A 25,401-nucleotide genomic window follows, 5' to 3' on the forward strand; every position below is an offset into this window, starting at 1 on the left:
TAAGTTAAAAAGTAAAACGCCGACCGAAGCGTCGTTTTTTTTATGAGACTTATCTTGGAGTTAGATAGCCAGTGTTTCCATAGCTTTGCCGCTGTCGATCCAAGCCTGTACCCAGGCAGGTTTTCGACCACGGCCGGTCCACGTCAGGCTGCTATCATCTGGATGGCGGTACTTGGCTTCAACGGGCTTGCGAGTGCCGGCGATTTTGCTGCTCAGCACATCTTCTACGCTCAGGCCAAAGGAGCGAGCCAGTTCGAGAATCTGCTTCTTGGCCTTGGATTTTTCTTCAACTTCGCGGCGTTTGATTTCGCCTTCTACGTCAGCCTTCAGGGCAATCAGTGCGGTAAATTCCAGCTTGGACAAATCCATGAGATATCCCTCTTGATTATAGGTTTGATAATTTCAGGCTGTAATGTAGCTAATGGTAGTGGGGTAAGTCAAGAATTAAAGGATTTAATTTAAATTTTCTTTCAACTTCTCATTGCTTCCATCAATTTAGCCCATGGCTCATCTTTGCGAAAGAGAATGTACCTGTCAGGCCATGTAGGCCAATACTTTCAAGACATCTTGCGGGGCACGGCCGGTAATAATGAGGAATCGGCGCCATAGCTCGTAGGGCATGACAACACTGCCATCTTTGAACGATCGGATGCGCCGATCTCTATTCTTGCCACGCAAGCCTAGCAAAGTGCCAAGTTGCGCATCGGTCCCATATTCAGGAAAATGCATTTGAAAGTGGCGGAAGTATGCGCCAACGATATCCGGCGAGGGGGCTTCCCAGCCTTCATCTTGTCGTAATAAGTGGTCGCGCTTGTACTGGCTTTCATCTACTTCTTGCTGGCCAGGAAGTACGGGGGCTTGTAGATTTGCTTGCAAGAGAGCAATGGCTTCTTTGGTCGCCTCCTCAAAAATGAATTTCTGCTGATCAGCGATGCTTGGAAGATGAATTTTCATTTGGGTGCCTCAAGGATGGGTAGGCCAGTCCCAAGCCTTGAGGCTTGGGGCGGGCTTACTTAGGTGGCAGCTGGATATTGCGAACGTCTGAAACCTTGATGTTAACCAAGCTCAAGCTACCAGTTGCTATGCCTTGCCAGTATCCGGCATGATGGATGTGCATCATGACGTAGTACAGATAGTCAGGTAAGAGCATGTCGGTTGCTTCGATCCGTATGCCAATATGTTCAGGGTTGAACTCTCGGATTGGTTTGCCGCATCGATCTGCTGAGCCTCGCCTGATGATCCAAAAATGGGCTTCTGGAAAATTAGTACGAATGGTTGCTAATTGTGAAAGTTTCATGCCGTTCTCAAGGCGGCGACGACTAGCCCCCTCGGACTGCTGAGTGGCTTTCTGCGCGCCACCTAATATCCACATGTTAGGCTAAATTAGCCTAGATGTAAAGGGCGGGAGGCTTTTTGGTGCTGTGGGGGAATTGTGGGGGGGTGTAGTTCCGCGTGGTTCCGCGTCATGCTAGGTTGCTACGAATTTTCAGTAAGACAATCCTGTAAGTTGTTGATTTTAAATGATGGTGGTGCGGGCATTCTGCATGGGGTGCAGGGGGTCGGAAGTTCGAATCTTCTCACCCCGACCAAAACCAAATTCAGTTTGATGAAAAGCCCGGATCATTCCGGGCTTTTTGTTTTCCTCCCGCGGTTTCTCCGCGTCGTTTGATTTTCTCCGCAACTGATATATTCTGCTATTCCGCCTTTTTGAATAAACGGGCGGTTATTTCCGCAAGATTTTGTTTTCATTTGTGTTGAGCAATGGATTTCCATGAGTACGACCCGTCCCGATTCGCCTTGCATCGCCCTGTGTTCGACCGCGCTTGGCGACAATGTCTGCCGCGGCTGCGCCCGCACTTTCGGCGAGATCAGCCAGTGGTGCTTCATGGGCGCGGATGAGCGCGAAGCGGTATGGAGCCGCCTGCCGCAGCGGCAGCGGCTGTTGCAGCTGGCGGCCGCGTGTTCGGCGCTGCTGGAGCTGGACAGCCTGGATGGCGTCGAGTGGGGCAGGTTGCCGGACGGCTCGCACTACCGGCTGGAGGAAGGCGGCGGCGCGCTGCTGCGGCGTGATGCCGCGGGGCGGGACGAACAGCTGTGTTGCGAGGGCTTGACGCTGGAGCGGGCGGCCAGCTGGCTGCTGGCGCAACGTTGATTTTCTGGAGGACGCATGCAGGATAGTTCGCAGCCGCAGTTTTGGGAGCAGCGCTACCAGGAGGGCGTGATGCCTTGGGAGGGGGCGGAGCTGCCAGCGCCGGCCCGGGACTTCTTTTCTGGCCAGGTGCCGATGCGGGTCTTGCTGCCCGGCTGCGGCAGCGCGTCGGATATGCCGCCGCTGCACGCCATGGGCCATCAGGTGCTGGCGGTGGACTTCAGCCAGTCGGCGCTGGATCTGGCGCGCAGGCAATGGCCAGGCCTGGCGGACAAGCTGATGCTGGCCGATTTTTTCCAACTGGATTTGCCCGCTTTCGACTGTGTGTTCGAGCGGGCTTTTTTGTGCGCTTTGCCCATTGCCATGAGAAAGGGATATGCTGATGGCGTGGCGAGGCTGGTGGCGCCTGGCGGAGCGCTGGCCGGGGTGTTCTTCCTGGCGCAAACCGACCGCGGGCCGCCGTTCGGCATTGCGGAGGCGCAATTGGAAGCGTTGCTGGGTAATTGGTTTTCGCTGGAGGAAAAGCAATTGTTGCCGACTGGATTGCCAGTGTTCCGCGGCCAGGAGCACTGGATGGTCTGGCGCAGGCGCAAGCTTGATCTGGATCAAGCTTTGACGGCGTGAGGTTCTGGCCATTCGAATCGTTTTAAGAAAAAATACCGACCAATAAAAATAATGATGCGGACTGTTCAGGAGGAGAGCAAATGGAGTGGTTTTGGCGTCTTTACACGTTTTCGGAAAAAAACTTCTGGAATACCCTCAGCAGAAAATTATGCAGCTTCTTCTTCATCAGCGGCTTTCAGCTTTTGATGGTGGGATATTGCTATTACGCGCTGTCTGATATCCGCGCGACTCTGCGGACGGCCGGGGTGGCGCCGCAGGTGCTGGCCAGCGTGGAGGGAAATATCGACAGCGCGTTGTCCTGGACGCTGGGCTTATGGCTGGTCAGTTTCGTCTTCATCGCTTTCATGGTGTGGTATCTGCGTTATCTGATCGTGCGGCCGCTTAACATGATCATCCAGATCTTCAATGAAATCGGCGCCGGCGCCGGCGACCTGTCGCGCGAGATTCCCACGGTGACTTACGATGAAATCCGCGATCTATCGCTGTCGTACAACCGTTTCCTGTTGAAGATGCGCGAGATCATCAGCAACGTCCGCCTGATGACGGTGCGCATCGCGATGGACTCGGCGGTGACGCGGCGCAACGTCACCGAATCGCTGGGCAGCGCGCGCCAGCAAGACGAGCTGGCCAGGCAGGTGAGCCAGGCCAGCGAGCAGAGCACGCGCGGCGTGGAGCAGGTGACCGAGCAGACCGAGGCGATTTCCGCCACCACGGCGGAAAACTTGAAGGTGGCGCAGGAGTCTTGCGAGGAATTGCGGCTGGTGACCGGCAGCATCCACGACATCAGCCGCAAGGTGGGTCATTTCAATCTGACGGTGGAGGATCTCAGCCAGCGTTCGGCGAGCATCAAGACCATCGTCGATCTGATCAAGGACGTGTCGGAGCAGACCAATCTGCTGGCCTTGAACGCGGCGATCGAGGCGGCGCGCGCCGGCGAAAGCGGCCGCGGCTTCGCGGTGGTGGCGGACGAGGTGCGCAAGCTGGCGGAGCGGGTGAAAAAGGCCACCGACGAAATCTCGCACAATATCGATGGCATGCTGGGCCTGGTGGCGGAAACGCAGCAGGAGACGGCGGCGATCACCCAGGATACTAATCAGGCGCGCGACGTGATTTCACGCGCTTCCGAGCACTTCAGCAAGATGATGGGCGACTTCGAGGCCACCTCGACCAGCCTGAGCCAGATCGCGGCGACCATGCACGATTTCTCCGAGTCCAATCACCAGGTGAACGAGCACGTGGCGGAAATCCACGTGTTGGGGCGGCAGGTGAGCGGCCGCCTGGGCCAGACCGAGAGCGCGGCGGCGGAGTTGACCGCGGCAGCCGAGCAGGTGCAGGAACTGGTGTCGAAGTTCGTGATCGGCGACGGCGTGTTCGATCAGGCGGTGAATCAAGCGCGGGGAGTGCGCGACGAGGTGCAGCAGCTGCTGCAGGCCGAATTGCAGCGCGGGGTGGATCTGTTCGATCAGCGCTACCAGCCCATCGCGGGCACCGCGCCGGTCAAATACCGCACCGTTTACGACGGCAAGCTGGAAAAACTGTTGCAGCCGATGCTGGACAAACTGGTGGGCTTGATTCCGGGAGGCAAGTTCTGCGTGGCGGTGGATGGCAACGGTTACGCGCCCACCCATAACAGCTGGTACAGCCGGCCGCTGAGCGGCGACGCGGCGCGGGACTTGGCCGAAAGCCGCGACAAGCGCATCTTCAACGATCCAGCCGGTTTGCGCGCGGCGCGCAACAATCAACCGTTCCTGCTGCAGACTTACAGCCGCGATACCGGCGAAGTGTTGTCCGAAGTGGTGCTGCCGCTGCAACTGCGCGGGCGGCATTGGGGGGCGCTGCGGGTGGGCTTCGACCCCAACAGCCTGCTGGCTCAAGGCTGAGCCGAGGGTGATGAGGCGGGGAGGCGGAAGCCTCCCTTTTTTTGGGTCGCTTAGAGAGTCAGCGGCGACATCAGCGTGATGACGCCCAGCACCACGAACAATACCGCGGCGATGCCGTGCATCAGTTTTTGCGGCAGCTTCTTGGCGGCCACTTCGCCCAGCAGCACGGCGGGCACGTTGGCTATCATCATGCCCAGCGTGGTGCCGGCCACCACCATCGGCAGCTCGTGGAAGCGGGCGGCCAGCGCGACGGTGGCGATCTGGGTCTTGTCGCCCATTTCGGCCAGGAAAAAGGCGATGACCGTGGTGCCGAATACGCCGAAGCGTTCGCGCAGGCCGCCGTCTTCATCCAGTTTGTCCGGGATCAGCATCCAGACCGCCATCATCACGAAAGAGATGCCCAGGCCCCAGCGCATGAAGTCGGGGCCGATCTTGGTCATCAGCCATTGGCCGACGGCTGCCGCGGCGAAGTGGTTCACCAGCGTGGAGACGAAAATGCCGAGAATGATGGGGATGGGTTTCTTGAAGCGGGACGCGAGCAGCAGGGCCAGCAACTGGGTCTTGTCGCCGATTTCGGCCAAGGCCACCACGCCGGTGGAAATCAGGAATGCTTCCATGGGAACTCCAGGGGCCGCGCGTGCGCCATGACAAACCTGCGCCGCGGCCCCGCGATACGCAAGCATGTCATGGGTCTTGCCAAACGGAAGCTCGTCGCAAGCGCCATGGCCGAAGCCAAGCATGTTGACGCTTGCCGGCGCTGTCGCGCGCCGAGGCTACTCCCCCAGAACGAGCCGGATTGTAGGGGAATTGCCCGGCGTCGGCAAGCTTAGTCGAGCTGAGAGGTGCAGCAAGGACAGCGGGTGGCCTTGTCCGGGATGGACGATAGGCAGTAGCGGCATTCCTTGGTGGCGGGCGCAGCGGGCGCCGGAGCGGCTTCCTCGCGCTTGAGGCGGTTGATGGCCTTGACCAGCATGAAGATGGCGAAGGCGACGATGGTGAAGCTGACCAGCGCGTTGATGAACAGTCCCAGGTTCAGCGTGGTGGCGCCGGCCTGCTTGGCGGCGGCAACCGATACATAGGGGCCGGCTTGCTTGGCGCCGTCTTTCAGCACGAAGAACAGGTTGGAAAAATCGACATTGCCGATCAGCAAGCCGATCGGCGGCATGATGATGTCGTCGACCAGCGATTTGACGATGGAGCCGAAAGCGCCGCCGATGACCACGCCGACCGCCAGGTCGATGACATTGCCTTTGACGGCGAATTCCTTGAATTCTTTCAGAACGGACATGCAACCTCCTTTTTTGATTTAAATAATTTTAACTGTTTTGTTGTTTTGTGAAAACTCAGGCCGCTTGATCGGCAGGCTTGCGGTTGTCGGACAACGTGCCTAGCAGCGCTCCTCCCAGGATCAGCAGGATGGCCAGCAGCGCCAGCGGGTTCAACTGGCCCTGGCCGCTGACGGCCAGCAACAGGGTGGACAGCAATGGCGTGACGTAGGAAAGCGAGCCGATCTGGCGCGGGTCGCCATGCTTCAGCGCGCGCTCCCACAGGAAAAAGGCGCCGCCCATCGGGCCTAGTCCCAGCAGCAGCAAGGTGGCCCATTGCAGGGCGCTGGGCTGGGCCGCGGGCTCGAACAGCGCATGGCACAGCAGCGACAATAGGCCGGAAATCAGGCAGAAGCCGCCGACGGCGCTGCCGGGAAAGTCGGGGAGCCTGCCCAGCGCCAGGCTGAAGGTCGACCATACGATCGCGGCGGCCATGGCCAGCAGGTAGCCGGGTAAGTATTGTTGGGACAAGCTCAGAGAGCCGCCGCTGACGATGAGCGCCGCGCCGGCGAAGCCCAGCGCGCCGCCGATCAGGTGGCGGGCGCCCAGGCGCGAGCCGGGGCGGAACAGCGGCGTCAGCATCACGATCAGCAGCGGCCACAGGTAATTGAGCAGGTTGGCCTCCAGCGCGGGGGCCATGCGGAAGGCGAAGAACAGCAGGAAGTGGTAGCCGAACAGGCCGTAGACGCCGACCAGCAGGGTGGGGATCGGCACGCGCCACTCGCGGATGCGGGGCAGCGCCAGTAGGCTGCCTACGGTCAGGCTGACGCCGACCACGAAGAAGGGCGGCAACGAGCGGGTCAGCGCGCCCAGGGTGGCGAGCGAGGCCCAGAGCGCGATGGCTCCGGCGGCGAGCAGGGTGGGTTTGCTGGGCATGGCGTCTCCAAGGATGGAGATTGATTGTAAGTGGGAAACGCCAAACGAAAAAGCCGCAGCGTAGGCTGCGGCTTCTCGTGCAATCTGGCTCCCCGAGCAGGGCTCGAACCTGCGACCTGCGGATTAACAGTCCGTCGCTCTACCGACTGAGCTATCAGGGAACAAAACTTTGAAATCGGGCGGCGTGTGGCTCCCCGAGCAGGGCTCGAACCTGCGACCTGCGGATTAACAGTCCGTCGCTCTACCGACTGAGCTATCAGGGAACACGCGTCTCAAATTGTCCAACCTTAGGATGGGTTGGCTCCCCGAGCAGGGCTCGAACCTGCGACCTGCGGATTAACAGTCCGTCGCTCTACCGACTGAGCTATCAGGGAATTGAGAGGGCGAACTATATACGCGGCAGTCAGGCGTGTCAACGGTTTTCGCGGCGACAGGGGCGATTTTCTTTGGGGTTTTGGGTGGGGAGCGGGTAGGCTCTTGTTATGGAATGAAATTTTCCGCTCCCCGGCATTGGCATGGTTTGCGCTGCTGGCGACGGCGCATTGCTTGGCGTTAAGATCGCGGATGGAAATAACGATTCAAAGGATGGGAAGCATGGACGCGTTCTGGAATGAATGGCTGGGACAGAAGGGCCTGGCGAGCGACGGCGAGTTGCCGCTTGGCGAGCGATTGAGCCAGGTCGAGGCTTTGCTGCGGCAGTCGGTGTTGGCGCCGTTGGCGAATTTCGCCGTGATAAAAGCGGAAGGCGAAGACGCCGCTGCCTTTTTGCAAAGCCAATTGTCCAGCGATATTCGCGAGCTGGTAGAAGGCCGGGCGCAGTACAGCACTTACTCCAGCGCGAAAGGCCGCATGCTGGCGAGTTTTATGATTTGGCAGCATCAAGGCGCCTATTATCTGATGGTGGCGGCGGATATTGCGGCTGCGATAGTCAAACGCCTGACCATGTTCGTGCTGCGCTCCAAGGTGAAGATATCGCTGGCGGACGAATGGTCTTTGCTGGGAATGTCGGGGCCGCAGGCGGTTGAAACTTTGCGCAAATATTTCCCGGGCGTGGCTGGATTGGAGAGCTTGCAAACGCTGAGCGCCGATGGCGCAGTGCTGCTGGCCCTGCCGGAGGGGGGCTTTATGTTGGCGTTGGGCGAAAATGCGTCGCTGCGGCAGGATATTGCCGCAGCCGAGCTGCGCCCGCTTGCGCCTGAGATCTGGGCGCTGCGCGATATCAATGCAGGCATTGCCTGGGTGTCGCAAGCCACTCAGGAACAGTTTGTTCCCCAAATGGCCAATATGGAATTGATCGGCGCGGTAAATTTCAAGAAGGGATGCTATCCGGGCCAGGAAATCGTCGCGCGCAGCCAGTATCTGGGCAAGATGAAGCGCAGGATGTTCTTGGTGGAGTTCTCGCAAGCGCTGGCTGTCGGCTCCAAGCTATATAGCCCGCAATTGCCGGATCAGAGTATTGGCATGCTGGCTGCGTCGTGCCAGGTGGCTGAAGACCGTTATCGCGGCCTGGCAGTGGTGCAATCGCAGACCTGGTCGTCTGGAATATTCGGCGATGAAGCGGGAACTATTGCGCTGACGGCTTTGGAATTGCCATATGCGCTGGAATCCGTAACAGAATAAGGGGTAATGCGTTTTCTTTTTAATTCTTGACTTGTCCCAATTGCATTGGCTACATTACATCCTGTAATCGGTAAACCAATAATCAAGGAACATGTTATGGATCTGTCCAAGCTGGAATTCACCGAACTGGTCACGCTGAAAGCTGACGTTGAAAACGAAATCAAGCGCCGTGAAGTTGAAGAAAAATCCAAAGCCAAGAAGCAGATTATCGAACTGGCCCGCGCTTACGGTTTGAGCGTTGAAGACGTATTGAGCAAGACCGTCGCCGTGCGCAAGCCGGTGGAGGCCAAGTATCGTCACCCGTCCAACAACGAGTTGACCTGGACCGGCCGCGGCCGCAAGCCGGCATGGGTTCAAGCCTGGATCGACAGCGGCAAGTCGCTGGAACAACTGGCTATCTGAACTTAGTCATTCGCATTACAAAAAGCGCCGCCATGGCGCTTTTTTTTCGGGTGCGCCAAGCGGCCTGCGATAGCGTTTTACGCTTGCTATAAATACTTGTAGCATTGCTCAGGGCAGTGCTGCGACGCGGCACCGGGTTTTGAACGAGACTGGACAAGCGCATGCTGGATTTCTTTTCAAGGGGGTCCAAGGGCAAGCCGGATCCCTTGGCCAATGCGGCGGCGGCCAAGGCTTATGTCGATGCTTTGCGCATGGAGTTTGGCGCGTCCGCGCACGATAAGGTGGCCGAACTGCTGGGCGGCCTGAATTCGCCTTCGCTGGAACTTTCCGCCGACCTGCTGGAGGCAGTGCTGACCCTGAATCTGGAGACGCAGGCGCTGCATGATACCTTGTGCGTCCAATACCTGATGAACACCCGGATGCCCAAGGTGCTGGAAAGCCAGTTGCGCGGGCAGATCCTTAATTATGGCAAGCAGTTTACCGATTTTTATCAATATGCATTGCCGGCCTCAGCAGATAATCCCAATGGACTGAAAATACGCAGCCATCTGCCGTTGGTGCTGGCTCGCATGCTGCATTACCTGACCGAATATGCCAGATGGCAATATATTCGCAACTTTCAGCCGGATGAAGTTTTCTGGATGAATGCCAATCAGCTTTATCGTTTTGCCGAGCAGCGCGGTTTCGACTCCCAGCCGGTATTCCTGTTCGGCGAGAAATCCGCCGCCACTACCGTCCAGGACCTATACCTGGCGTTGCAAATGTTGTCGGTGCTGTGCACCGGCAACCTCAGCGTCCGGCAAATCAACTTCTCTTATGAGTTGCTGTCGCTGCTCAGCAACCGGATGACGATGACCAAGGCCTATTTCGCCGAGGCCAGCTTCTCTGTCACCTTGACCGATCCCAAACCCGCCGCCAGGGCGCGGGGCGCGGGGGGAGGGGAGCAGACCCGCTATTGGAATACCGCGGATATGGTGGAGATCCTGCACGGCTGGGCGATCGTGATGGAGGGCGGGCGCATTCCGCCGGAGTTGAAGCGCCTGGTGGAGCCGGGCATAGACGCCGGGCTGCTGCGGGTGCTGACGCGGGAATGGGCGGCCAAGCCGGTGGTGTTCGAGCGGGCGGAGCGGGTGGCGGTCAGCAACCGCCATGTCGAGGTCGCGCACCGGCTGACCATATTGCACAAGCTGATCCGCAAGCCGGACGAAGAGTCGATGCAGCAGCATCGCGGCGTCGACAGCGACAGCTACGACGATGCGGCCAATATCCGCATTTACGGCTTCGTCACCAGCCGCAAGCGCGACAAATCGCTGTCGCCGCTGCCGGCCGGCTCGCTGTCGATGGCCGGAGAGACCGCCGAGGCCGGCACGCCGCAGGAATTCCAGAAGTGGGCGCTGGAAAATATCAGCCAGACCGGCTTGGGGGTATCGCTGGATGTGATGGGCAACGAATGGGTGAGCCTGGGCAGCCTGATAGGTTTTCACGAGGCGGATGGCGAGTCCTGGAATCTCGGCATCATCCGGCGCGTCAAGCGCACCAGCCGCGAGCGCATCTACCTGGGCATAGAAACGCTGAGCACCCGGCCGCTGGCGGCATCGCTGCGGCCGACCGACGCCAGATTGATCGACCCCACTCTGCCGCCCGACCAGGTGTGGCTGGCCGGCCATATCAGCCTGTTCATGCCTTACCGCCGCAGCGGCAAGCTGGTGAACGCGCTGATCCTGCCCTTGTCGCTGTACATGCTTGGCAAGCAGTTCTACATGAGCGCGCGCGGCAAGCATTTCCAGATCGCGCTCGGCAAGGTGCTGGAAAAAGGCAGTGACTGGTGCATGGTGGAGGTGGAGCTGGTGAAGACGCTGGACAAGTTGCCGGTGGTGCTGTGAGGCCGCCGCCGGCATGAAAAAAGCCGACCCCGGGGTCGGCTTTTTGTTGGCTGGCGTTGCTTATTCGCCGGTCAGATCGTTCAGAACCGCGTAGATCGGCGACAGCAGGGCTTCGCCCAGGCGCAGGCTGCGCTGGCCGTTCCAGCCGAAGTCGTCGTCCGGCAGGTTGTTGTTGTCCTTGAACGGCATTTCCAGCGTGAAAGCCAGGCAGCCGAACTGTTCGCACACCCAGTTGGTGGCGATGCCCATATTGGCTTTGCCGGCCTCGTTGCGCGGGTAGCCGTGTTCGGTCTGGTAATCCGGGCTGGCCAGCAGCAGGTGGTGGCGGAAGTTGTCGGCCAGCGCCTCCAGCTTTTCGTTCCAGGACGGCACGCCTTCGGTGCCGGCCAGGAAAACGTAGGGGAGGTTTTCGTCGCCGTGGATGTCCAGGAACAGGTCGACGCCGGTTTCCAGCATCTTTTCCCGCACCAGCAGCACTTCCGGGCTGCGCTCCAGGCTGGGTTCCGACCATTCGCGGTTGAGGTTGGCGCCGGCGGCGTTGGTGCGCAGATTGCCCAGCACCGAGCCGTCGGGGTTCATGTTCGGCACCACGTAGAAGGTGGCGCGATCCAGCAGCGCGCGGCTGGTTGGGTCTTGCGGGTCCAGCAGGCGGTTCAGCAGGCCCTCGACCAGCCATTCCGCCATGGTTTCGCCCGGATGCTGGCGCGCGGTGATCCAGATCTTCAGATCGGATTCGACTTCGTGGCCTATGGTCAGCAGGTTGATGTCGCGTCCCTGCACGGTGGAGCCTAGGTCGGAGACCTGGCACAGGCCGGAGCCCTGCGCCTGGCCGATCAGGTTCAGGTGCTGCTCGTAGGAGTAGGGTTCGAAGTAGGCGTAATAGATGCTGCCCGACAGCGGGACATGCTCTATCGTCATCACGCCGTCTTCGTAGCGGGTGGGCACCCGGAACCAGTTGATGCGGTCGTAGGAGGCCATCGCCTGGTAATCGACCCAGCCTTGCGGGTACGCGCACTCCCCGGCATTGAGGAAGCGGAAGTTGCAGTGCTGGTAGGCAGCGCCCTGAGCGCGGAAGTAGAACCATTGCGCGAATTCCGCGGCGTTGTCGCGGCGGATGCGCAGTTGGATGTCCTCGGCGGTGTCGGCGGAGACGATTTCGATGCTGCCGGCGTCGAAGTTGCTGCTGATTTTCATGCGTGGAACCCGTAGTGCTTGCTGAATCTCTAGAACCCGGATTGTAAACCTGTCGCGGGGGCTGCGCATCCTTTAATAAAGGAAAAGCCCCGCCGGTGCGTGGCGGGGCCTGGAGGGCGGCGGCGGGCGCTTAAACGGTGGCGCCGCGCTTGGCCGAATTCTTCACCGCGTCGGCGGTGGCGCTGGTGGCTGCCTTGACGCTGCTGTCGGTGAATTCTGCAACTTGCTGGGCGGCCTTGCTGAAGGTGTTGACGGCGGCGGCGGCGGCGGCGAACGAGGTTTTCACCGCGTTCAGCGTGGCGTCGGAGCCGGCCGGGGCGTTCTTGGCCACCGATTCGATCGAGCTGATCAGCGATTTGTTGAAATGGCCGACGCTTTCCTCAACCAGCTTGCTCAGCTCGCTTTGCGCGCCGGAAACCACTTCGTACAGATTGCGGGAATGGCTGACCGCCTTGTCGATGGATTGGGTGGCCAGTTTGTTCAGGTGATTGACCGCTTCTTGCGGATCCTTCAGCTCGGTCAGCTGCTTGGCGGCCTTGGTGTTGTCTTCCAGCGATTGCTTGGACGCGTCCAGCTGCAGTTTGACCAGGCGCTCGGCGCTGTCCAGCGCGATTTGCGCGAAGCGCAGCGTGGATTCGAAGCCGGCGAGGGAAAGTTTGTTCAGCTGTTCATTGTTGTAGGACATGGTGTAAAACCTCCATTGCGTGGAAAATGGGGCCAACGATTTCCGTAAAGATGATTGTGCGCCGCACAATGACGTGGAAATGTAGCACGCCGCGTCTGGAGGTGGTAGAAGATTTACTCTAGTCTGTTGTATTTATGTTAGATTGCCAGCGCACAACGCCACGACAATAACCAGGAGCGTTAAATGAGTGTTGAGAAACGGGTCATCAAGAAGTACCCGAACCGCCGTCTGTACGATACCGCCACCAGTTCCTACATTACGCTGGGAGACGTAAAGCAGCTGGTATTGGACAATGTCGACATCCAGGTGCAGGACGCCAAGACCCAGGAGGACATCACCCGCGGCGTGCTGCTGCAGATCATTCTGGAAGAGGAAAACGGCGGCATGCCGATGTTCAGCTACGAAGTGCTGACCCAGTTCATCCGTTATTACGGCCAGGCGATGCAGGGCATGATGGGGCCTTTCCTGGAGAAAAACCTGCAGCTTTTCTCGCAACTGCAGCAAAAAATGCAGGAACAGACGCGCGCGATGTATGGCGACAACGCCATGCTCAACACCACGCTGTGGAGCGAGTTCATGAATCTGCAGGGGCCGGCCATCCAGAACATGATGGCTAACTACATGGAGCAGAGCACCGGCATGTTCCTGGAAATGCAGAACCGTATGCAGGAGCAGACCAAGCAGCTGTTCGGCGGCTTCGGTTTCCCCGGCTATCCGGGCGTGGAGCCCAAGGACAAGCCCTGAGCCGCAGCTTGGCGGCGCGCGGCACCGATACCGGCCGGAGGCGGATGCGTCTCCGGCTTTGTCGTTTGACGACGGAGCAACGATGAGCCAGGAAGGCGGACAGCGCTTGCGGCAGGCCCAGCGCCGGCATCTGGCCGGCGAAACCGCTGGCGCCGAGGCGGATTACCGCGCCTTGCTGGCGGATGCGGCGATCGGCGTCGCTGCGCGGCATTGGCTGGGTTTTCTATTGCTGCAGCAAGGCCGCCTGGAAGAGGCGCGGCGGGAGCTGGCGCAGGCGGTGGCAATGGATGGCGGCCATGCCGAGTGGCATTTCAACCTGGGGCTGGCCTGCGCCCGGCTGGGACGCCGCGACGAGGCCATCGCGGCGTTGAGGGCGGCGGTGGCCGGGGATGGCGGCCGTTACGCTTATTGGACGAATCTGGCGGCGCTGCTGGACGAGGCAGGGGACGACGCAGAGGCCGAACACGCCTGCCGGCGCGCCATCGCGCTGGAACCAGGCAGCCCGGACGCGCATCACCTGTTGACCGCGCTGCTGCTGCGGCAGGGCCGCTTCGACGAGGCCAGGCGCAGCAATGCCGAAGGCGTGCTGGCCGAGCCGCCGGGCAAGATGGCGCCGATCGCGGTGGGACAGGCGCTGTGCGAACTGGGCCGGCGCGACGAGGCGCAGGCGCTGGCGGAGAGCTGGCTGCGGCAGCAGCCCGGCCATCCGGTGGCGCTGCACATGCTGGCCGCTTTCGGCAAGGGCGAGCCGCCCCCGGTCTGCGACGGCGCCTATGTGGGCCGGGCTTTCGACGCCGCTGCGGCCGATTTCGAAGCGGCGCTGGCGCGGCTGCGCTACCGCGGGCCGCAATGGCTGGCCGATTGCCTGGCAGGCCAGGGCATCGCGCCGCGCTCACTGTCCGCGCTGGACCTGGGCTGCGGCACCGGCCTAGCCGGCGCGGCGCTGCGGCCTTACGCCAGCCGGCTGGATGGCGTCGACCTGAGCGCCGGCATGCTGGCGCAGGCGCGCGGCAAGGCGCTGTACGACGCGCTGTCGCAGGCTGACTTATTGGACTTTCTGCGTGACGGCGGCGACTGCCGTTATCAGCTGATCGCCTGCATGGACACCCTGACTTACCTCGGCGAGCTGGCGCCGCTGTTTGGCCTGCTGCGCCGGCGGCAGGGGCCGGGCGGGCTGCTGCTGTTCTGCACCGAAAGGCTGGATGATGGCGACGACGCTGATTACCGGCTGCATCACAGCGGCCGCTACCGCCATCACGCCCGCTATCTGGAGCGTCTGCTGGCGGACGGCTGGCGGGTACTGGCGCGGGAGCGGCTGCCGGTGCGCGACGAGGGCGGCTGTCCGGTGGCCGGCGAATTCATTTGCGCGCAACGCGTGGACAGCGTGGGCGAGCCGGGCGCCTAGGGTTGTAGTTTTAAAAAATACAAATATATGCGGCGGCTATTTGTAATTAATTGTGATTGATGCGCCGCCAGAGTTTGGTTATTGATATAGCCGCCGCCATGCGCAGGCAGCCGCCATCGCCAGCGCAGGCCTTCCGTCAATCGATGCCAAGGATGACCGCGATGCGCGCCAAGACCACGCTGCCCCTGCTGTTGCTGCTCTCCCTCTCCCCGCTGGCCCATGCGCTGGGCAAGACGCCCGGCACTTACACCCACTACCGTTTCCCGGCGGCCGCGTCGGCCGGGCTGGACGCGGTGGACTTCACCATCACCGTCAAGCGCGATCCGGGCTATTCCGCCAATGTGTACTGGGCCAACCAGTTCGACCTGGTCGGCACTTCCGGCGCCTACACCGGCATGCAAAGCAATGGCGGCGGGGCGCGCACCTTCCTGTTTTCCGCCTGGGACACCACCGACGCCAAGCCAGGCAGCGCCGGCAGCTACTGCACCACCTTCTCCGGCGAAGGCACCGGCCGCAGTTGCCGCATCCATGTGGACTGGAAGCAAGGCCATAGCTACCGCTTCCGCGCCGCCTACGAGCCGGGCGGCTGGCTGGGCGTGACCGTCACCGATCAGACCGATGGCAGCTCGTTCAAGCTGGGCAGCATCAAGACCGCCGCCAGCAAGATCTCGCCGCGCAATATGGTGAACTGGACCGAGTATTTCGAGTGGAACAACAGCCGCTCCACCTGCCTGGGCCAGCCCTACAGCCTGGCCGCCTTCGCCGCGCCGGTCGGCAGCGCGGGCGGCAAGACGATGGCGGCCGCCATCAGCGGCAGCTCGGTCAGCGATGCCTGCCCGGCGTATTCCAAAGTCACGGTCTACAGCCAATCCAGCGAGCAGGAAAACGGCATCGGCAACAGCGCGCGCGCGCCCATCGCCAACGCCGGCCAGTGCCTGGACGCCAAGGGCGGCCTGGGCGACGGCGTCGCGGCGATCATCTACGCCTGCAACGGCGGCGCCAACCAGTCCTGGGTGCATGCGGCCGACCAGTCGCTGCAGCTGCAAAACAATTATTGCTTGGAAGAAACCGGCAGCGGGGTGGAGGTGCGCAGCTGCAGCGGCAAGTCGCGCTGGGAGCTGGCGGCCGGCCATGTCCGCAGCCTGCGCTCCGGCTTGTGCCTGAGCGCCAATCGGCCGGGGCAGCCGGTCAGCCTGCTGCAATGCGGCGGCCCGGGACAGCAGTGGTCGCTGCCGGCGGCTGCCGCGCATTAGACCGCGGCGGGCCTGAGCGAAACGGCGCGCGATGGGCGCGCCGTTTTTCATTCTGCATGGACTTTGACCTGGCAACCCTTTCATTGGCATGGTTGCGGGTATAATGGCCGCCACCGTTTATGACGAAGCCATTTCAACGCCATGTCCCATCCGCCACAGACGATAGCCGGAATCGCTTCCTGCGATCTGCTTTGCTGCCCACCGTCGTTCAGTCTGCGCGAAGCCGCCGCCCGCATGGTGGCCGCCGGCTGCAGCTCCATCCTGGTTCGCGATGACGACGGCGCCATCCACGGCATCTGGACCGAGGCCGACGCGCTGCGGACGGCGCTGACGCCAGCGGACGCCGACGCGCCAGTGTCGCGGGCGGTGGGCGAGCCGCCGGCCACGCTGCCGCACGACATGCCGCTGCCGGACGCGGTGGCGGTCTTCCGCAGCCGCCAGCTGCGCCACGCGCTGGTGTTGGAGCATGGCCGGCCGCTGGGCATGCTGACGCTGACCGATATCGTCCGCAACCAGGGCGTGGAGTCCTTCCTCATCGTCAAGCGCGTCAGCGACTTGCCGGGGCCGCCGGCGGTGGTGCTGGCCGGGAGCCAGGCGCCGGCCGAGGCGCTGCGGGTGATGCGGGAGCAGGCGCTCAGCGCCCTGGCGGTGGCCTTGCCGCAGGGCGGCTTCGGCATCCTCACCCAGCGCGACGCGCTGCGCTGGCTGGCGCTGGGCGGGTTCCCGGCCACGCTGGCCGAGGGCTGCCGCCAGCCCTTGATAGGCGTGCCGCGCCATGCCAGCCTGCTGCAGGCGCGGCAGCTGATCCAGCAGCACGACATCCGCCACTTGGCGGTGTTCGGCGACGATGGCGCGCCGTTGCGGCTGCTAGGCTTCGACGACATCGTGCGCGGCATCGAGCACGAATACCAGCATGAGCTGAACGCGGCGCTGCGCCAGCGCGACGAGGCGCTGCAGCAGTCGCGCCACAGCCTGCTGCTGGCCGACAAGGTGTTCGAATCGACGATGGAGGGCATCGTCATCACCGACCGCAACGGCCTGATCCAGTCGGTGAATCCGGCTTTTTCCCGCATCACCGGCTATAGCCGGGAAGAAGCGCTGGGGCAGACGCCGGCGATGCTCAAATCCGGCAAGCAGCCGCCGGAGTTCTACCAGCAGCTGTGGCGCAGCCTGCTGCGCGACGGCCGCTGGCAGGGCGAGGTGGTGAACCGGCGCAAAGGCGGCTTGCTGTACACCGAACACCTGAGCATCACCGCGATACGGGACGCCGCCGGCGAATGCCTGCATTACGTGGCGGTGTTCTCCGACATCACCCAACGCAAGCAGGCGGAGGAAAGGCTGCACTTTCTGGCCAACCACGACGCGCTGACCAGCCTGCCCAACCGCACGCTGTTCCTGGAAAAACTGCAGGGCGCGGTGGCGCGCGCCGCCGCCGACCGCCGCGGCCTGGCGCTGCTGTTCATCGACCTGGACCGCTTCAAGCTGGTCAACGATACCCTGGGCCACCACGCCGGCGACCAGTTGCTGATCCGCATCGCGCGCCAGCTGCAGGCGCGGCTGCAGCCGACGGAAACCGTGGCCAGACTGTCCGGCGACGAATTCACCGTGCTGCTGGAAGGTGTTGACGGCGTGGCGCAGGTGGCCGGCCGGGCGCAGGCGCTGCTGGACGCCATCACCGAATTGTCCGGCGCCGCCGGCCAGCAAGTGTTCGTCTCCGCCAGCATGGGCATCAGCATGTTCCCGGACGACGGCCGCGAGGCCGACACCCTGCTGGTGCATGCCGATACCGCGATGTACCGCGCCAAGGAGAGCGGCAAGAACGGTTTCCAGTTCTACACCGCCGACATGAACGCCCGCGCGCTGGAGCGGCTGAAGCTGGAATACAGCCTGCACCGCGCGCTGGCGCAGCGCGAGCTGGAGTTGTGGTATCAACCCAAGGTGGCGCTGGACAGCCGGCGCATCATCGGCGCCGAGGCGCTGCTGCGCTGGCGCCACCCCGAGCTGGGCCTGGTGGCGCCGGACCGCTTCATTCCCATTGCCGAAGAGAGCGCGCTGATCGTGCAGATGGGCGCCTGGGTGCTGGACGCCGCCTGCGCCGACATCCGCCGCTGGCGCGACGCCGGGCTGGACGCCGGACGGCTGGCGGTCAACGTGTCCGGCCGCCAGCTCAAGCATGGCGATTTCGTGCGGCAACTGGAGCAGGTGCTGGCGGAGTACGGGCTGGACAGCGCGGCGCTGGAGCTGGAAATCACCGAGAGCGTGGCGATGGAGGAGGGTGGCGGCATGGTGGAGACGCTGCGCCGGCTGCAGCGGCTGGGGGTGTATCTGTCGATAGACGACTTCGGCACCGGCTATTCCTCGCTGGCCTATCTGAAGCGGCTGCCGGTGCGCGGCCTGAAGATAGACCGCTCCTTCATCGCCGATTTGCACTGCGACAGCGATGATGCCGCCATCACCCGCGCCATCGTCTCCATCGCCCGCAGCCTGGGCCTGGATATCGTCGCGGAGGGCGTGGAGCGCGAATCGCAGCGCCGTTTCCTGCTGGAGCAGGGCTGCAACTGCGCGCAGGGCTATCTGTTCAGCCAGCCGGTGCCGCGCGAGGCGTTCGAGGCCTTGCTGGCGGCGCAGGCGCGGCCGCGCGCGCCTGCGTTGCTGCAGAAATGAAAAAAACCGGCATCGCGAGATGCCGGTTTTTGCAAGACGCGGACGGGAATCAGCCGCCGATCTTGTCCTTGCCCATGAAGGGGCGCAGCACGGTCGGCACGGTGACGCTGCCGTCGGCGTTCTGGTAGTTTTCCAGCACCGCCACCAGGGTACGGCCCACCGCCAGGCCGGAGCCGTTCAGCGTGTGCACCAGCTGGTTCTTGCCGTTTTCGTCCTTGTAGCGCGCCTTCATCCGGCGGGCCTGGAAGTCGGTCATGTTCGAGCAGCTGGAGATTTCGCGGTAGGTGTTCTGCGCCGGCAGCCAGACTTCCAGATCATAGGTTTTGGCGGCGCCGAAACCCATGTCGCCGCTGCACAGCGTCACCACGCGGTAGGGCAGCTCCAGCGCCTTCAGGATGTTTTCGGCGTGGCCCACCATTTCTTCCAGCGCGGCGTACGAGTGTTCCGGCTTCTCCACGCGCACCATCTCCACCTTGTCGAACTGGTGCTGGCGGATCATGCCGCGGGTGTCGCGGCCGTAGCTGCCGGCCTCGGAACGGAAACACGGCGAGTGCGCGGTCATCTTCAGCGGCAGCTCGTCTTCCTTCAGGATGGTGTCGGCGACGGTGTTGGTCAGCGTCACTTCCGAAGTGGAGATCAGGTATTGCGGCGCGGCGCTTTCATCGCCGCCGCGAGTCACCTTGAACATGTCGTCGGCGAATTTCGGCAGCTGGCCGGTGCCCAAGAGCGCGGTGTCGTTGACGATGTAAGGGGTGTAGTGCTCGACGTAGCCGTGGCTGCCGGTGTGGGTGTTCAGCATGAACTGGGCGATGGCGCGGTGCAGGCGGGCGATGTCGCCCTTCAGCACGGTGAAGCGCGCGCCGGACAGCTTGGCGCCGGTGTCGAAATCCAGGCCCAGCGGGGCGCCGACATCGACGTGGTCCTTCACTTCGAAGTCGTACTGGCGCGGCACGCCGACGCGGCGCACTTCCACGTTCTGGCTGTCGTCCTTGCCGGCCGGCACCGATTCGTGCGGCAGGTTGGGGATGGTCATCAGCCAGCCGTCCAGTTGCTTCTGCACGGTTTCAAAAGCCTGTTCGGCCGCCTTCAGCTCGTCGCCCAGGGTGGCGACCTCCGCCATGATCGCGGAGACATCCTCGCCCTTGCTCTTGGCCGCGCCGATCTGCTTGGAAGACGCGTTGCGCTTGGCCTGCAGCTCCTGCATGCGGGACTGCAGCGATTTGCGGTCGGATTCCAGCTGATTGAAAGCCACGGTGTCCAGGGCGTAGCCGCGCGCGGCCAGACGGGCGGCTACGGCGTCGATGTCGTTGCGAAGCAGAGTAATGTCGAGCATGGTTATTCCTGTTTTTTACTTGTCGGGATCTTGCTGGGCGTCGGCATCCAGCCGGCGCAAAAAGGCCAGTTTATCCTGAATCTTGCTTTCCAGTCCGCGCGGCACCGGGCGGTACCAGCGGATGTCCTCCATCCCTTCGGGCAGGTAAGTTTCGCCGGCGGCGTAGGCATGGGGTTCATCATGGGCGTAACGGTAGGCGTGCCCGTAACCCAGCTCCTTCATCAAGCGAGTGGGGGCATTGCGCAAGTGTACCGGCACCGGGCGCGATTTGTCCTGTTTGACGAAGGCGCGGGCCTCATTATACGCGTTGTATCCGGCATTGCTCTTGGCGGCCACCGCCAGATAGATCACCGCTTGTCCCAGCGCAAGCTCGCCTTCCGGGCTGCCCAGCCTCTCGTAGGTGGCGGCGGCGTCGTTGGCGATCTGCATCGCGCGCGGATCGGCCAGGCCGATGTCCTCCCAGGCCATGCGCACGATGCGGCGCGCCAGGTAGCGCGCGTCGGCGCCGCCGTCCAGCATGCGGCTGAGCCAGTACAGCGCCGCATCCGGATTGGAGCCGCGCACCGATTTGTGCAGCGCCGAGATCTGGTCGTAGAAGGCGTCGCCGCCCTTGTCGAAGCGGCGCGCGTTCAGCGTCAGCACTTCCTCCAGGAAGGCGGCGTCGATGTCGGCCGCGCCGCGCGCCTGCGCCGCGGTGCGGGTTTGCTCCAGCAGGTTCAGGAAGCGGCGCGCGTCGCCGTCGGCATAGCCGGTCAGTGTGGAAACCGCGGCATCGTCGAAATTCAGCCCGTCCAGCGCGTGTTCGTGCCGGGCGCGCGCCAGCAGCTGCTTCAGCTCGTCCTCGCTCAGGCTGTTCAGCACATACACCTGGGCGCGCGACAGCAGCGCGGAGTTCACCTCGAACGACGGGTTCTCGGTGGTGGCGCCGATGAAGGTGACCAGGCCCGATTCGACAAAGGGCAGAAACGCGTCCTGCTGGCTTTTGTTGAAGCGGTGCACCTCGTCGACGAACAGAATGGTGTGGCGGCCGTCGCGCTGCAGCACCGCGTGCGCGCGCTCCACCGCCTCGCGGATGTCCTTGACGCCGGCGAAAACGGCGGAGAGCGGGATGAACTCGGCATCGAAGCTGGCGGCGAGTATGCGCGCCAGCGTGGTTTTGCCGACGCCTGGCGGCCCCCACAGAATCATCGAATGCGGCTTGCCGGCCGCCACCGCCAGGCTTAGCGGCTTGCCCGGCCCGATCAGGTGCTGCTGGCCGATGACATCGTCCAGCCGCGCGGGGCGCAGCGCTTCGGCGAGCGGCTTCTGGGGTTCGGCGGCGAACAGGTCGGGCATGGCGGGCTTCGGGCGGGATATTGCGGAGCAACAGTATAACAGTTGGCGGCAGGCATGAAAAAAGCGCCAGCCAGGCGTTTTGGGCGTGCATGCTTGCGGGATGGCGGCAGGCTATGGATCTGGGCGATTTGAGCGAAGTATTGTTCCGGAAAAATCGGTAGAATTTGGGAGTGGTTTTTTATCTTTAAAAATCAGTGGATTGAAAATGGTGTGTTCCCCACGCGAGTGGGGATGAACCGATTGAACGCACTTGGGGTGTGGAAAATGAGTTGTGTTCCCCACGCGAGTGGGGATGAACCGCCCCCATGGCAGCGCACTTCCTTGCAGAATAGGTGTTCCCCACGCGAGTGGGGATGAACCGACGATGGTGGTCTGCTTGAGGTTGTGGACCTGGTGTTCCCCACGCGAGTGGGGATGAACCGCCGCCTCCTCCTGATCCAGTCCCTAAGGGCTAGTGTTCCCCACGCGAGTGGGGATGAACCGCCGGACGACTACGCCAGCTTTCAGATCAATCCGTGTTCCCCACGCGAGTGGGGATGAACCGCCGTTGCGCTGATCAAAGCGCGCATGGAGGCCGTGTTCCCCACGCGAGTGGGGATGAACCGTCGAGGACGCCGGGTCTACAACCGAAGCTAACGTGTTCCCCACGCGAGTGGGGATGAACCGGACACCATCAGAAATCGACTGCACCTGGAGGTGTGTTCCCCACGCGAGTGGGGATGAACCGCACATGGAGGTTGATAGCGCGGTCCGAGCTTAGTGTTCCCCACGCGAGTGGGGATGAACCGTGTCCTGATCGATGTTGTGACGAACTTAAAGGGTGTTCCCCACGCGAGTGGGGATGAACCGCACCACTGCGTCGCCGTAGCGCATCACCCCGAGGTGTTCCCCACGCGAGTGGGGATGAACCGGCAACTGAGCCACGCCGACAACCGTGCCGCACGTGTTCCCCACGCGAGTGGGGATGAACCGGTTCATGTACAAAGGGGTCGAATGTAGAGAGAGTGTTCCCCACGCGAGTGGGGATGAACCGTCCTCTGGATTTCAGGCGAATGGGATGCAGGTGTGTTCCCCACGCGAGTGGGGATGAACCGTTCCCGGATGGCCTGAAATGGATTTGCGGCTTGTGTTCCTCACGCGAGTGGGGATGAACCGTTACCTCCGGGCGCGATTTTTGTTTGTGACGAGTGTTCCCCACGCGAGTGGGGATGAACCGTTATGAGGTTGTCTCCTCGGTGATCCTTGACGGTGTTCCCCACGCGAGTGGGGATGAACCGCAGTTCCTTCCGGTGAACCACGATGACGATGTGTGTTCCCCACGCGAGTGGGGATGAACCGTTCCTTTCGCCTACGATCAGCGCGGAGGAGATGTGTTCCCCACGCGAGTGGGGATGAACCGTAGCCGGAGTTCGGCACCGTCGGATCGGCCGTGTGTTCCCCACGCGAGTGGGGATGAACCGGCGGGATCCGATGTACTGCTGTTCCAGGGCGAGTGTTCCCCACGCGAGTGGGGATGAACCGTCCAGGTGGTTGATCCGAAAACAGTTGCCAATGTGTTCCCCACGCGAGTGGGGATGAACCGAGTTGCGGCTTGTTGGGCTTGGGCCAGGCTCGGTGTTCCCCACGCGAGTGGGGATGAACCGATAAACCGCGCTTCTGATGATTGCGGTCAGGTGTGTTCCCCACGCGAGTGGGGATGAACCGGTGCCGATGCCGCGCATGCACTTCGCCATCATGTGTTCCCCACGCGAGTGGGGATGAACCGCCGGCGATGTACTGGTTCTGCACGTCGAACCCGTGTTCCCCACGCGAGTGGGGATGAACCGGCCGTGGCGTCGCCGCCGGTTACCACCAGGGCGTGTTCCCCACGCGAGTGGGGATGAACCGGCGAGTGGTTTTCAGGCGAATGGAATGCAGGTGTGTTCCCCACGCGAGTGGGGATGAACCGTGGGGGTCCGGTGTCAGGCCGTAATAGGCGGCGTGTTCCCCACGCGAGTGGGGATGAACCGTGGCTGGTGGGGTTGGGGGGAAACAGGCCACTGTGTTCCCCACGCGCGTGGGGATGACTCGCCTGTATCGAATGCCGGCATGAAAAAAGCGCCCTTGGGGCGCTTTTCGGCATCACGAGCTGAAGAAGGCTTAGGCGCGCTTCTTGAATTCGTTGGTGCGGGTGTCGATTTCGATCTTTTCGCCGGTGTTGACGAAGGCCGGAACCTGTACTTCGAAGGTGGTGCCTACCAGGCGGGCCGGTTTCAGTACCTTGCCCGAGGTGTCGCCGCGCACGGCCGGCTCGGTGTATTCCACTTCGCGGACTACGGTGGTCGGCAGTTCTACGGAGATGGCCTTGCCATCGTAGAAGGTGACCTGGCAGATGTCTTCCATGCCGTCGACGATGAAGTTCAGGGTGTCGCCCAGGTTGTCGGCTTCCACTTCGTACTGGTTGAACTCGGTGTCCATGAACACGTACATCGGGTCGGCGAAGTAGGAGTAGGTGCAGTCCTTGCGGTCCAGAACCACCACGTCGAACTTGTCGTCCGCGCGGTATACGGCTTCGCTGCCGGCGCCGGTCAGCAGGTTCTTCATCTTCATCTTGACGACGGAAGCGTTGCGGCCGGATTTGCTGAATTCAGCCTTTTGCACGACCATCGGGTCGCTGCCTACCATGAATACGTTGCCAGCGCGCAGTTCTTGTGCGGTTTTCATGCTTGTCTAATCCCAAACTCTTGATTGAAGCCGGGAAAGATTCCCGACAAAACGCAGTATTCTAGCCGATATCGGCGATAAAGTGCAGCAGTCTCACGACGAGATCGCCCGGTTGCAGCAGCGCCTGTTGCCAGTTTGTCGCATGTTGCCGCCAGGCGGGCAGGCAGGGCGCGGCGCGGCGCCAGGCCGCGGCGATGTCGCCGCCCTGGTTCCACGCCAGGTTGAGCGCGCGCGCGGCTTGCGCCGCCTCGGCGGGCAGGCCTTGGCAGTAATGGTCGAGAAAAGCCCGCAGCTTGTCGAGGTGGGCGTCGTCGTCCTGCGGGTAGATGTGCCAGGCCAGCGGCCGCGCCGCCCATTGCGCGCGCACCAGGCTGTCCTCGCCGCGCACGAAATTGAAATCGCAGCCCCACAGCAGGCGGTCGTAGTCGTCCTGGCCGCTCAGCGGCAGGATATGGACTGTCAGATTGCCCAGGTTGGCGGGTTCTCCCGGCCGCAACGCCTTGCCGAACACCCGCTCCACATCGGCCTGCACCTTGCCGGCCGGCACCAGGCAGGAGACCGGTTGCGCGCCATCGGCCCAGGCCCGCAGCAGCGCCGTCGCCGCCGGGTTCTCATAGGCGAACAGGCTGACGCGCAGTTCGCCGGCTTGCGGCGGCGGCAGGCCGCGCCGCCGCCAGTAGGCTTGTTGCGCCGCCGGGTCGGCCTGCCAGGCCTCGCGCGCGGCGATGAGGCCGTCTTCGCAGATCAGCCCGCCGCTGGCGGCGTCGAAGCCGGGGAAGAAGAAATGCTTGGTCAGCGGCAGCCTGGGATGGGGCGAGGGCAGCTTGTGATGGCTGAGAGTCCAGTCCTCGGCCGACAGGTATTCCAGGTTGATCCACGCCGGTTTGGCCGGCTTCGCCGCCATCGCTTCTTCAAAGCTGTCCGGCAGCCGGCAGGCGAAGGCCTCTACCACCACGTCGCCGGGGACGACATCGGGGGGGAAGCCGGCCAGCGGCCACTGGCGGATGTCGATGCCGGCCAGCGTCTGTTGCGGCAGCGCCGGGTCCAGCCCCGGGGCGATGCGCGCGAAGCTGGCCAGGTCGTCCACCCACAGCCGCACCGCCAGGCCGCGATCATGCGCCAGCCGGCGCGCCAGCCGCCAGGCGACGCCGATGTCGCCGTAGTTGTCGATGACGGTGCAGAAGATGTCCCAGTGTTGGCGTGTCATGGCTAGGCTAAAGATGAAAACCGCGCGAGCTTATCACGGGCGGCGCGGCAATATCACCGGTTGCGAATTTTTAGCGGCCGGGGGAGTCGATACAAGCGACGATACATATATAAAGGTAT

The 25,401-nt window shown here is 62.5% G+C and carries 22 protein-coding genes, 4 tRNA genes, 1 CRISPR repeat array and 1 riboswitch; of the genes, 11 read left to right on the forward strand and 15 right to left on the reverse strand.

The annotated features are described in order from the left end of the window. Positions 1–60: 60 nt before the first annotated feature. The 3 genes from MY55_RS12105 to MY55_RS12115 form a co-directional block, all read right to left on the reverse strand. On the reverse strand, positions 61–369 hold the full coding sequence (locus MY55_RS12105; protein WP_065202407.1) for an H-NS histone family protein: 309 nt from the start codon (positions 367–369) through the stop codon (positions 61–63). 165 nt (positions 370–534) lie between these two features. Continuing rightward, positions 535–954, reverse strand: a complete 420-nt coding sequence (locus MY55_RS12110) for a hypothetical protein (RefSeq protein WP_065202408.1) — start codon at positions 952–954, stop codon at positions 535–537. A gap of 55 nt (positions 955–1,009) precedes the next feature. Then, entirely contained in the window at positions 1,010–1,297 is a 288-nt protein-coding gene (locus tag MY55_RS12115; protein ID WP_065202409.1) for a restriction endonuclease subunit S domain-containing protein, read from the reverse strand. 139 nt (positions 1,298–1,436) lie between these two features. Between MY55_RS12115 and MY55_RS23470 the strand changes: the two genes are divergently transcribed. The 4 genes from MY55_RS23470 to MY55_RS12130 all read left to right on the forward strand — a co-directional run bounded on the left by MY55_RS23470 (position 1,437) and on the right by MY55_RS12130 (position 4,653). After that, positions 1,437–1,589, forward strand: a tRNA-Pro gene (locus MY55_RS23470). Between the two features lie 182 nt (positions 1,590–1,771). Then, the gene (locus tag MY55_RS12120; protein WP_043575490.1) at positions 1,772–2,152 is read left to right on the forward strand and encodes a DUF1289 domain-containing protein; all 381 of its coding nucleotides are present in this window, start codon (positions 1,772–1,774) and stop codon (positions 2,150–2,152) included. A gap of 15 nt (positions 2,153–2,167) precedes the next feature. Next, the gene (locus MY55_RS12125; RefSeq protein WP_043575488.1) at positions 2,168–2,773 is read left to right on the forward strand and encodes a methyltransferase domain-containing protein; all 606 of its coding nucleotides are present in this window, start codon (positions 2,168–2,170) and stop codon (positions 2,771–2,773) included. 80 nt (positions 2,774–2,853) lie between these two features. Continuing rightward, complete coding sequence (locus MY55_RS12130) at positions 2,854–4,653, forward strand: methyl-accepting chemotaxis protein (RefSeq protein WP_047237148.1); 1,800 nt, start codon at positions 2,854–2,856, stop codon at positions 4,651–4,653. A 50-nt stretch (positions 4,654–4,703) separates the two neighbouring features. On the opposite strand, the gene MY55_RS12135 is transcribed toward MY55_RS12130, so the two are convergent. From MY55_RS12135 to MY55_RS12160, 6 genes are all read right to left on the reverse strand, one after another. Next, the gene (locus tag MY55_RS12135; protein WP_043575484.1) at positions 4,704–5,270 is read right to left on the reverse strand and encodes a TMEM165/GDT1 family protein; all 567 of its coding nucleotides are present in this window, start codon (positions 5,268–5,270) and stop codon (positions 4,704–4,706) included. 29 nt (positions 5,271–5,299) lie between these two features. Further along, positions 5,300–5,448, reverse strand: a riboswitch (yybP-ykoY riboswitch). 31 nt (positions 5,449–5,479) lie between these two features. Further along, positions 5,480–5,941: a large conductance mechanosensitive channel protein MscL gene (gene mscL, locus MY55_RS12140; protein ID WP_043575482.1), complete on the reverse strand. Its 462-nt coding sequence runs from the start codon at positions 5,939–5,941 to the stop codon at positions 5,480–5,482. A 55-nt stretch (positions 5,942–5,996) separates the two neighbouring features. Further along, on the reverse strand, positions 5,997–6,854 hold the full coding sequence (locus MY55_RS12145; RefSeq protein WP_043575480.1) for a DMT family transporter: 858 nt from the start codon (positions 6,852–6,854) through the stop codon (positions 5,997–5,999). Between the two features lie 85 nt (positions 6,855–6,939). Next, positions 6,940–7,015, reverse strand: a tRNA-Asn gene (locus MY55_RS12150). Positions 7,016–7,041: 26 nt separating this feature from the next. Continuing rightward, positions 7,042–7,117, reverse strand: a tRNA-Asn gene (locus MY55_RS12155). A gap of 35 nt (positions 7,118–7,152) precedes the next feature. After that, positions 7,153–7,228 (reverse strand) — tRNA-Asn (locus MY55_RS12160). Between the two features lie 220 nt (positions 7,229–7,448). Between MY55_RS12160 and ygfZ the strand changes: the two genes are divergently transcribed. From ygfZ to MY55_RS12175, 3 genes are all read left to right on the forward strand, one after another. Then, on the forward strand, positions 7,449–8,474 hold the full coding sequence (ygfZ, locus tag MY55_RS12165; RefSeq protein ID WP_052258071.1) for a CAF17-like 4Fe-4S cluster assembly/insertion protein YgfZ: 1,026 nt from the start codon (positions 7,449–7,451) through the stop codon (positions 8,472–8,474). 96 nt (positions 8,475–8,570) lie between these two features. Further along, complete coding sequence (locus tag MY55_RS12170) at positions 8,571–8,876, forward strand: H-NS histone family protein (protein ID WP_043575478.1); 306 nt, start codon at positions 8,571–8,573, stop codon at positions 8,874–8,876. Positions 8,877–9,037: 161 nt separating this feature from the next. Then, positions 9,038–10,759, forward strand: coding sequence for a hypothetical protein (locus tag MY55_RS12175; RefSeq protein WP_047237147.1), 1,722 nt, complete (start codon positions 9,038–9,040; stop codon positions 10,757–10,759). Positions 10,760–10,819: 60 nt separating this feature from the next. Here the strand turns inward: MY55_RS12175 and MY55_RS12180 are convergent, their stop codons facing one another. After that, positions 10,820–11,953 carry a M14 family metallopeptidase gene (locus tag MY55_RS12180; RefSeq protein WP_047237146.1) on the reverse strand — a complete coding sequence of 378 codons (1,134 nt, stop codon included), beginning with the start codon at positions 11,951–11,953 and terminating at the stop codon, positions 10,820–10,822. A gap of 130 nt (positions 11,954–12,083) precedes the next feature. Then, entirely contained in the window at positions 12,084–12,638 is a 555-nt protein-coding gene (locus MY55_RS12185) for a phasin family protein (protein WP_043575474.1), read from the reverse strand. Positions 12,639–12,821: 183 nt separating this feature from the next. On the opposite strand from MY55_RS12185, the gene phaR reads away from it, so the two are divergent. From phaR to MY55_RS12205, 4 genes are all read left to right on the forward strand, one after another. Continuing rightward, the gene (phaR, locus tag MY55_RS12190; protein ID WP_043575473.1) at positions 12,822–13,382 is read left to right on the forward strand and encodes a polyhydroxyalkanoate synthesis repressor PhaR; all 561 of its coding nucleotides are present in this window, start codon (positions 12,822–12,824) and stop codon (positions 13,380–13,382) included. Between the two features lie 82 nt (positions 13,383–13,464). After that, the gene (locus MY55_RS12195) at positions 13,465–14,787 is read left to right on the forward strand and encodes a tetratricopeptide repeat protein (protein WP_065202410.1); all 1,323 of its coding nucleotides are present in this window, start codon (positions 13,465–13,467) and stop codon (positions 14,785–14,787) included. Between the two features lie 161 nt (positions 14,788–14,948). Further along, positions 14,949–16,040, forward strand: a complete 1,092-nt coding sequence (locus tag MY55_RS12200) for an RICIN domain-containing protein (RefSeq protein WP_167595296.1) — start codon at positions 14,949–14,951, stop codon at positions 16,038–16,040. A gap of 141 nt (positions 16,041–16,181) precedes the next feature. After that, positions 16,182–18,704, forward strand: a complete 2,523-nt coding sequence (locus MY55_RS12205) for an EAL domain-containing protein (protein ID WP_043575472.1) — start codon at positions 16,182–16,184, stop codon at positions 18,702–18,704. A 49-nt stretch (positions 18,705–18,753) separates the two neighbouring features. Here the strand turns inward: MY55_RS12205 and serS are convergent, their stop codons facing one another. The 4 genes from serS to earP all read right to left on the reverse strand — a co-directional run bounded on the left by serS (position 18,754) and on the right by earP (position 25,282). Next, a complete protein-coding gene (gene serS, locus MY55_RS12210; RefSeq protein ID WP_047237144.1) occupies positions 18,754–20,037 on the reverse strand; it encodes a serine--tRNA ligase in 1,284 nt (427 codons plus the stop codon). Between the two features lie 15 nt (positions 20,038–20,052). Continuing rightward, positions 20,053–21,372: a replication-associated recombination protein A gene (locus MY55_RS12215; protein ID WP_043575470.1), complete on the reverse strand. Its 1,320-nt coding sequence runs from the start codon at positions 21,370–21,372 to the stop codon at positions 20,053–20,055. A 210-nt stretch (positions 21,373–21,582) separates the two neighbouring features. Beyond that, a CRISPR array of direct repeats spans positions 21,583–23,442; the repeat unit is 29 nt; unit sequence GTGTTCCCCACGCGAGTGGGGATGAACCG. A gap of 69 nt (positions 23,443–23,511) precedes the next feature. Continuing rightward, positions 23,512–24,075 (reverse strand): elongation factor P, encoded by a 564-nt coding sequence (efp, locus tag MY55_RS12220; RefSeq protein WP_031296347.1) that lies wholly within the window; start codon positions 24,073–24,075, stop codon positions 23,512–23,514. Between the two features lie 61 nt (positions 24,076–24,136). Further along, complete coding sequence (gene earP / locus MY55_RS12225; protein ID WP_043575469.1) at positions 24,137–25,282, reverse strand: elongation factor P maturation arginine rhamnosyltransferase EarP; 1,146 nt, start codon at positions 25,280–25,282, stop codon at positions 24,137–24,139. Between the last annotated feature and the right edge of the window lie 119 nt (positions 25,283–25,401).

This window comes from Chromobacterium subtsugae, from assembly GCF_001676875.1.
In the GTDB taxonomy this organism is placed as follows: Bacteria; Pseudomonadota; Gammaproteobacteria; order Burkholderiales; family Chromobacteriaceae; genus Chromobacterium; species Chromobacterium subtsugae.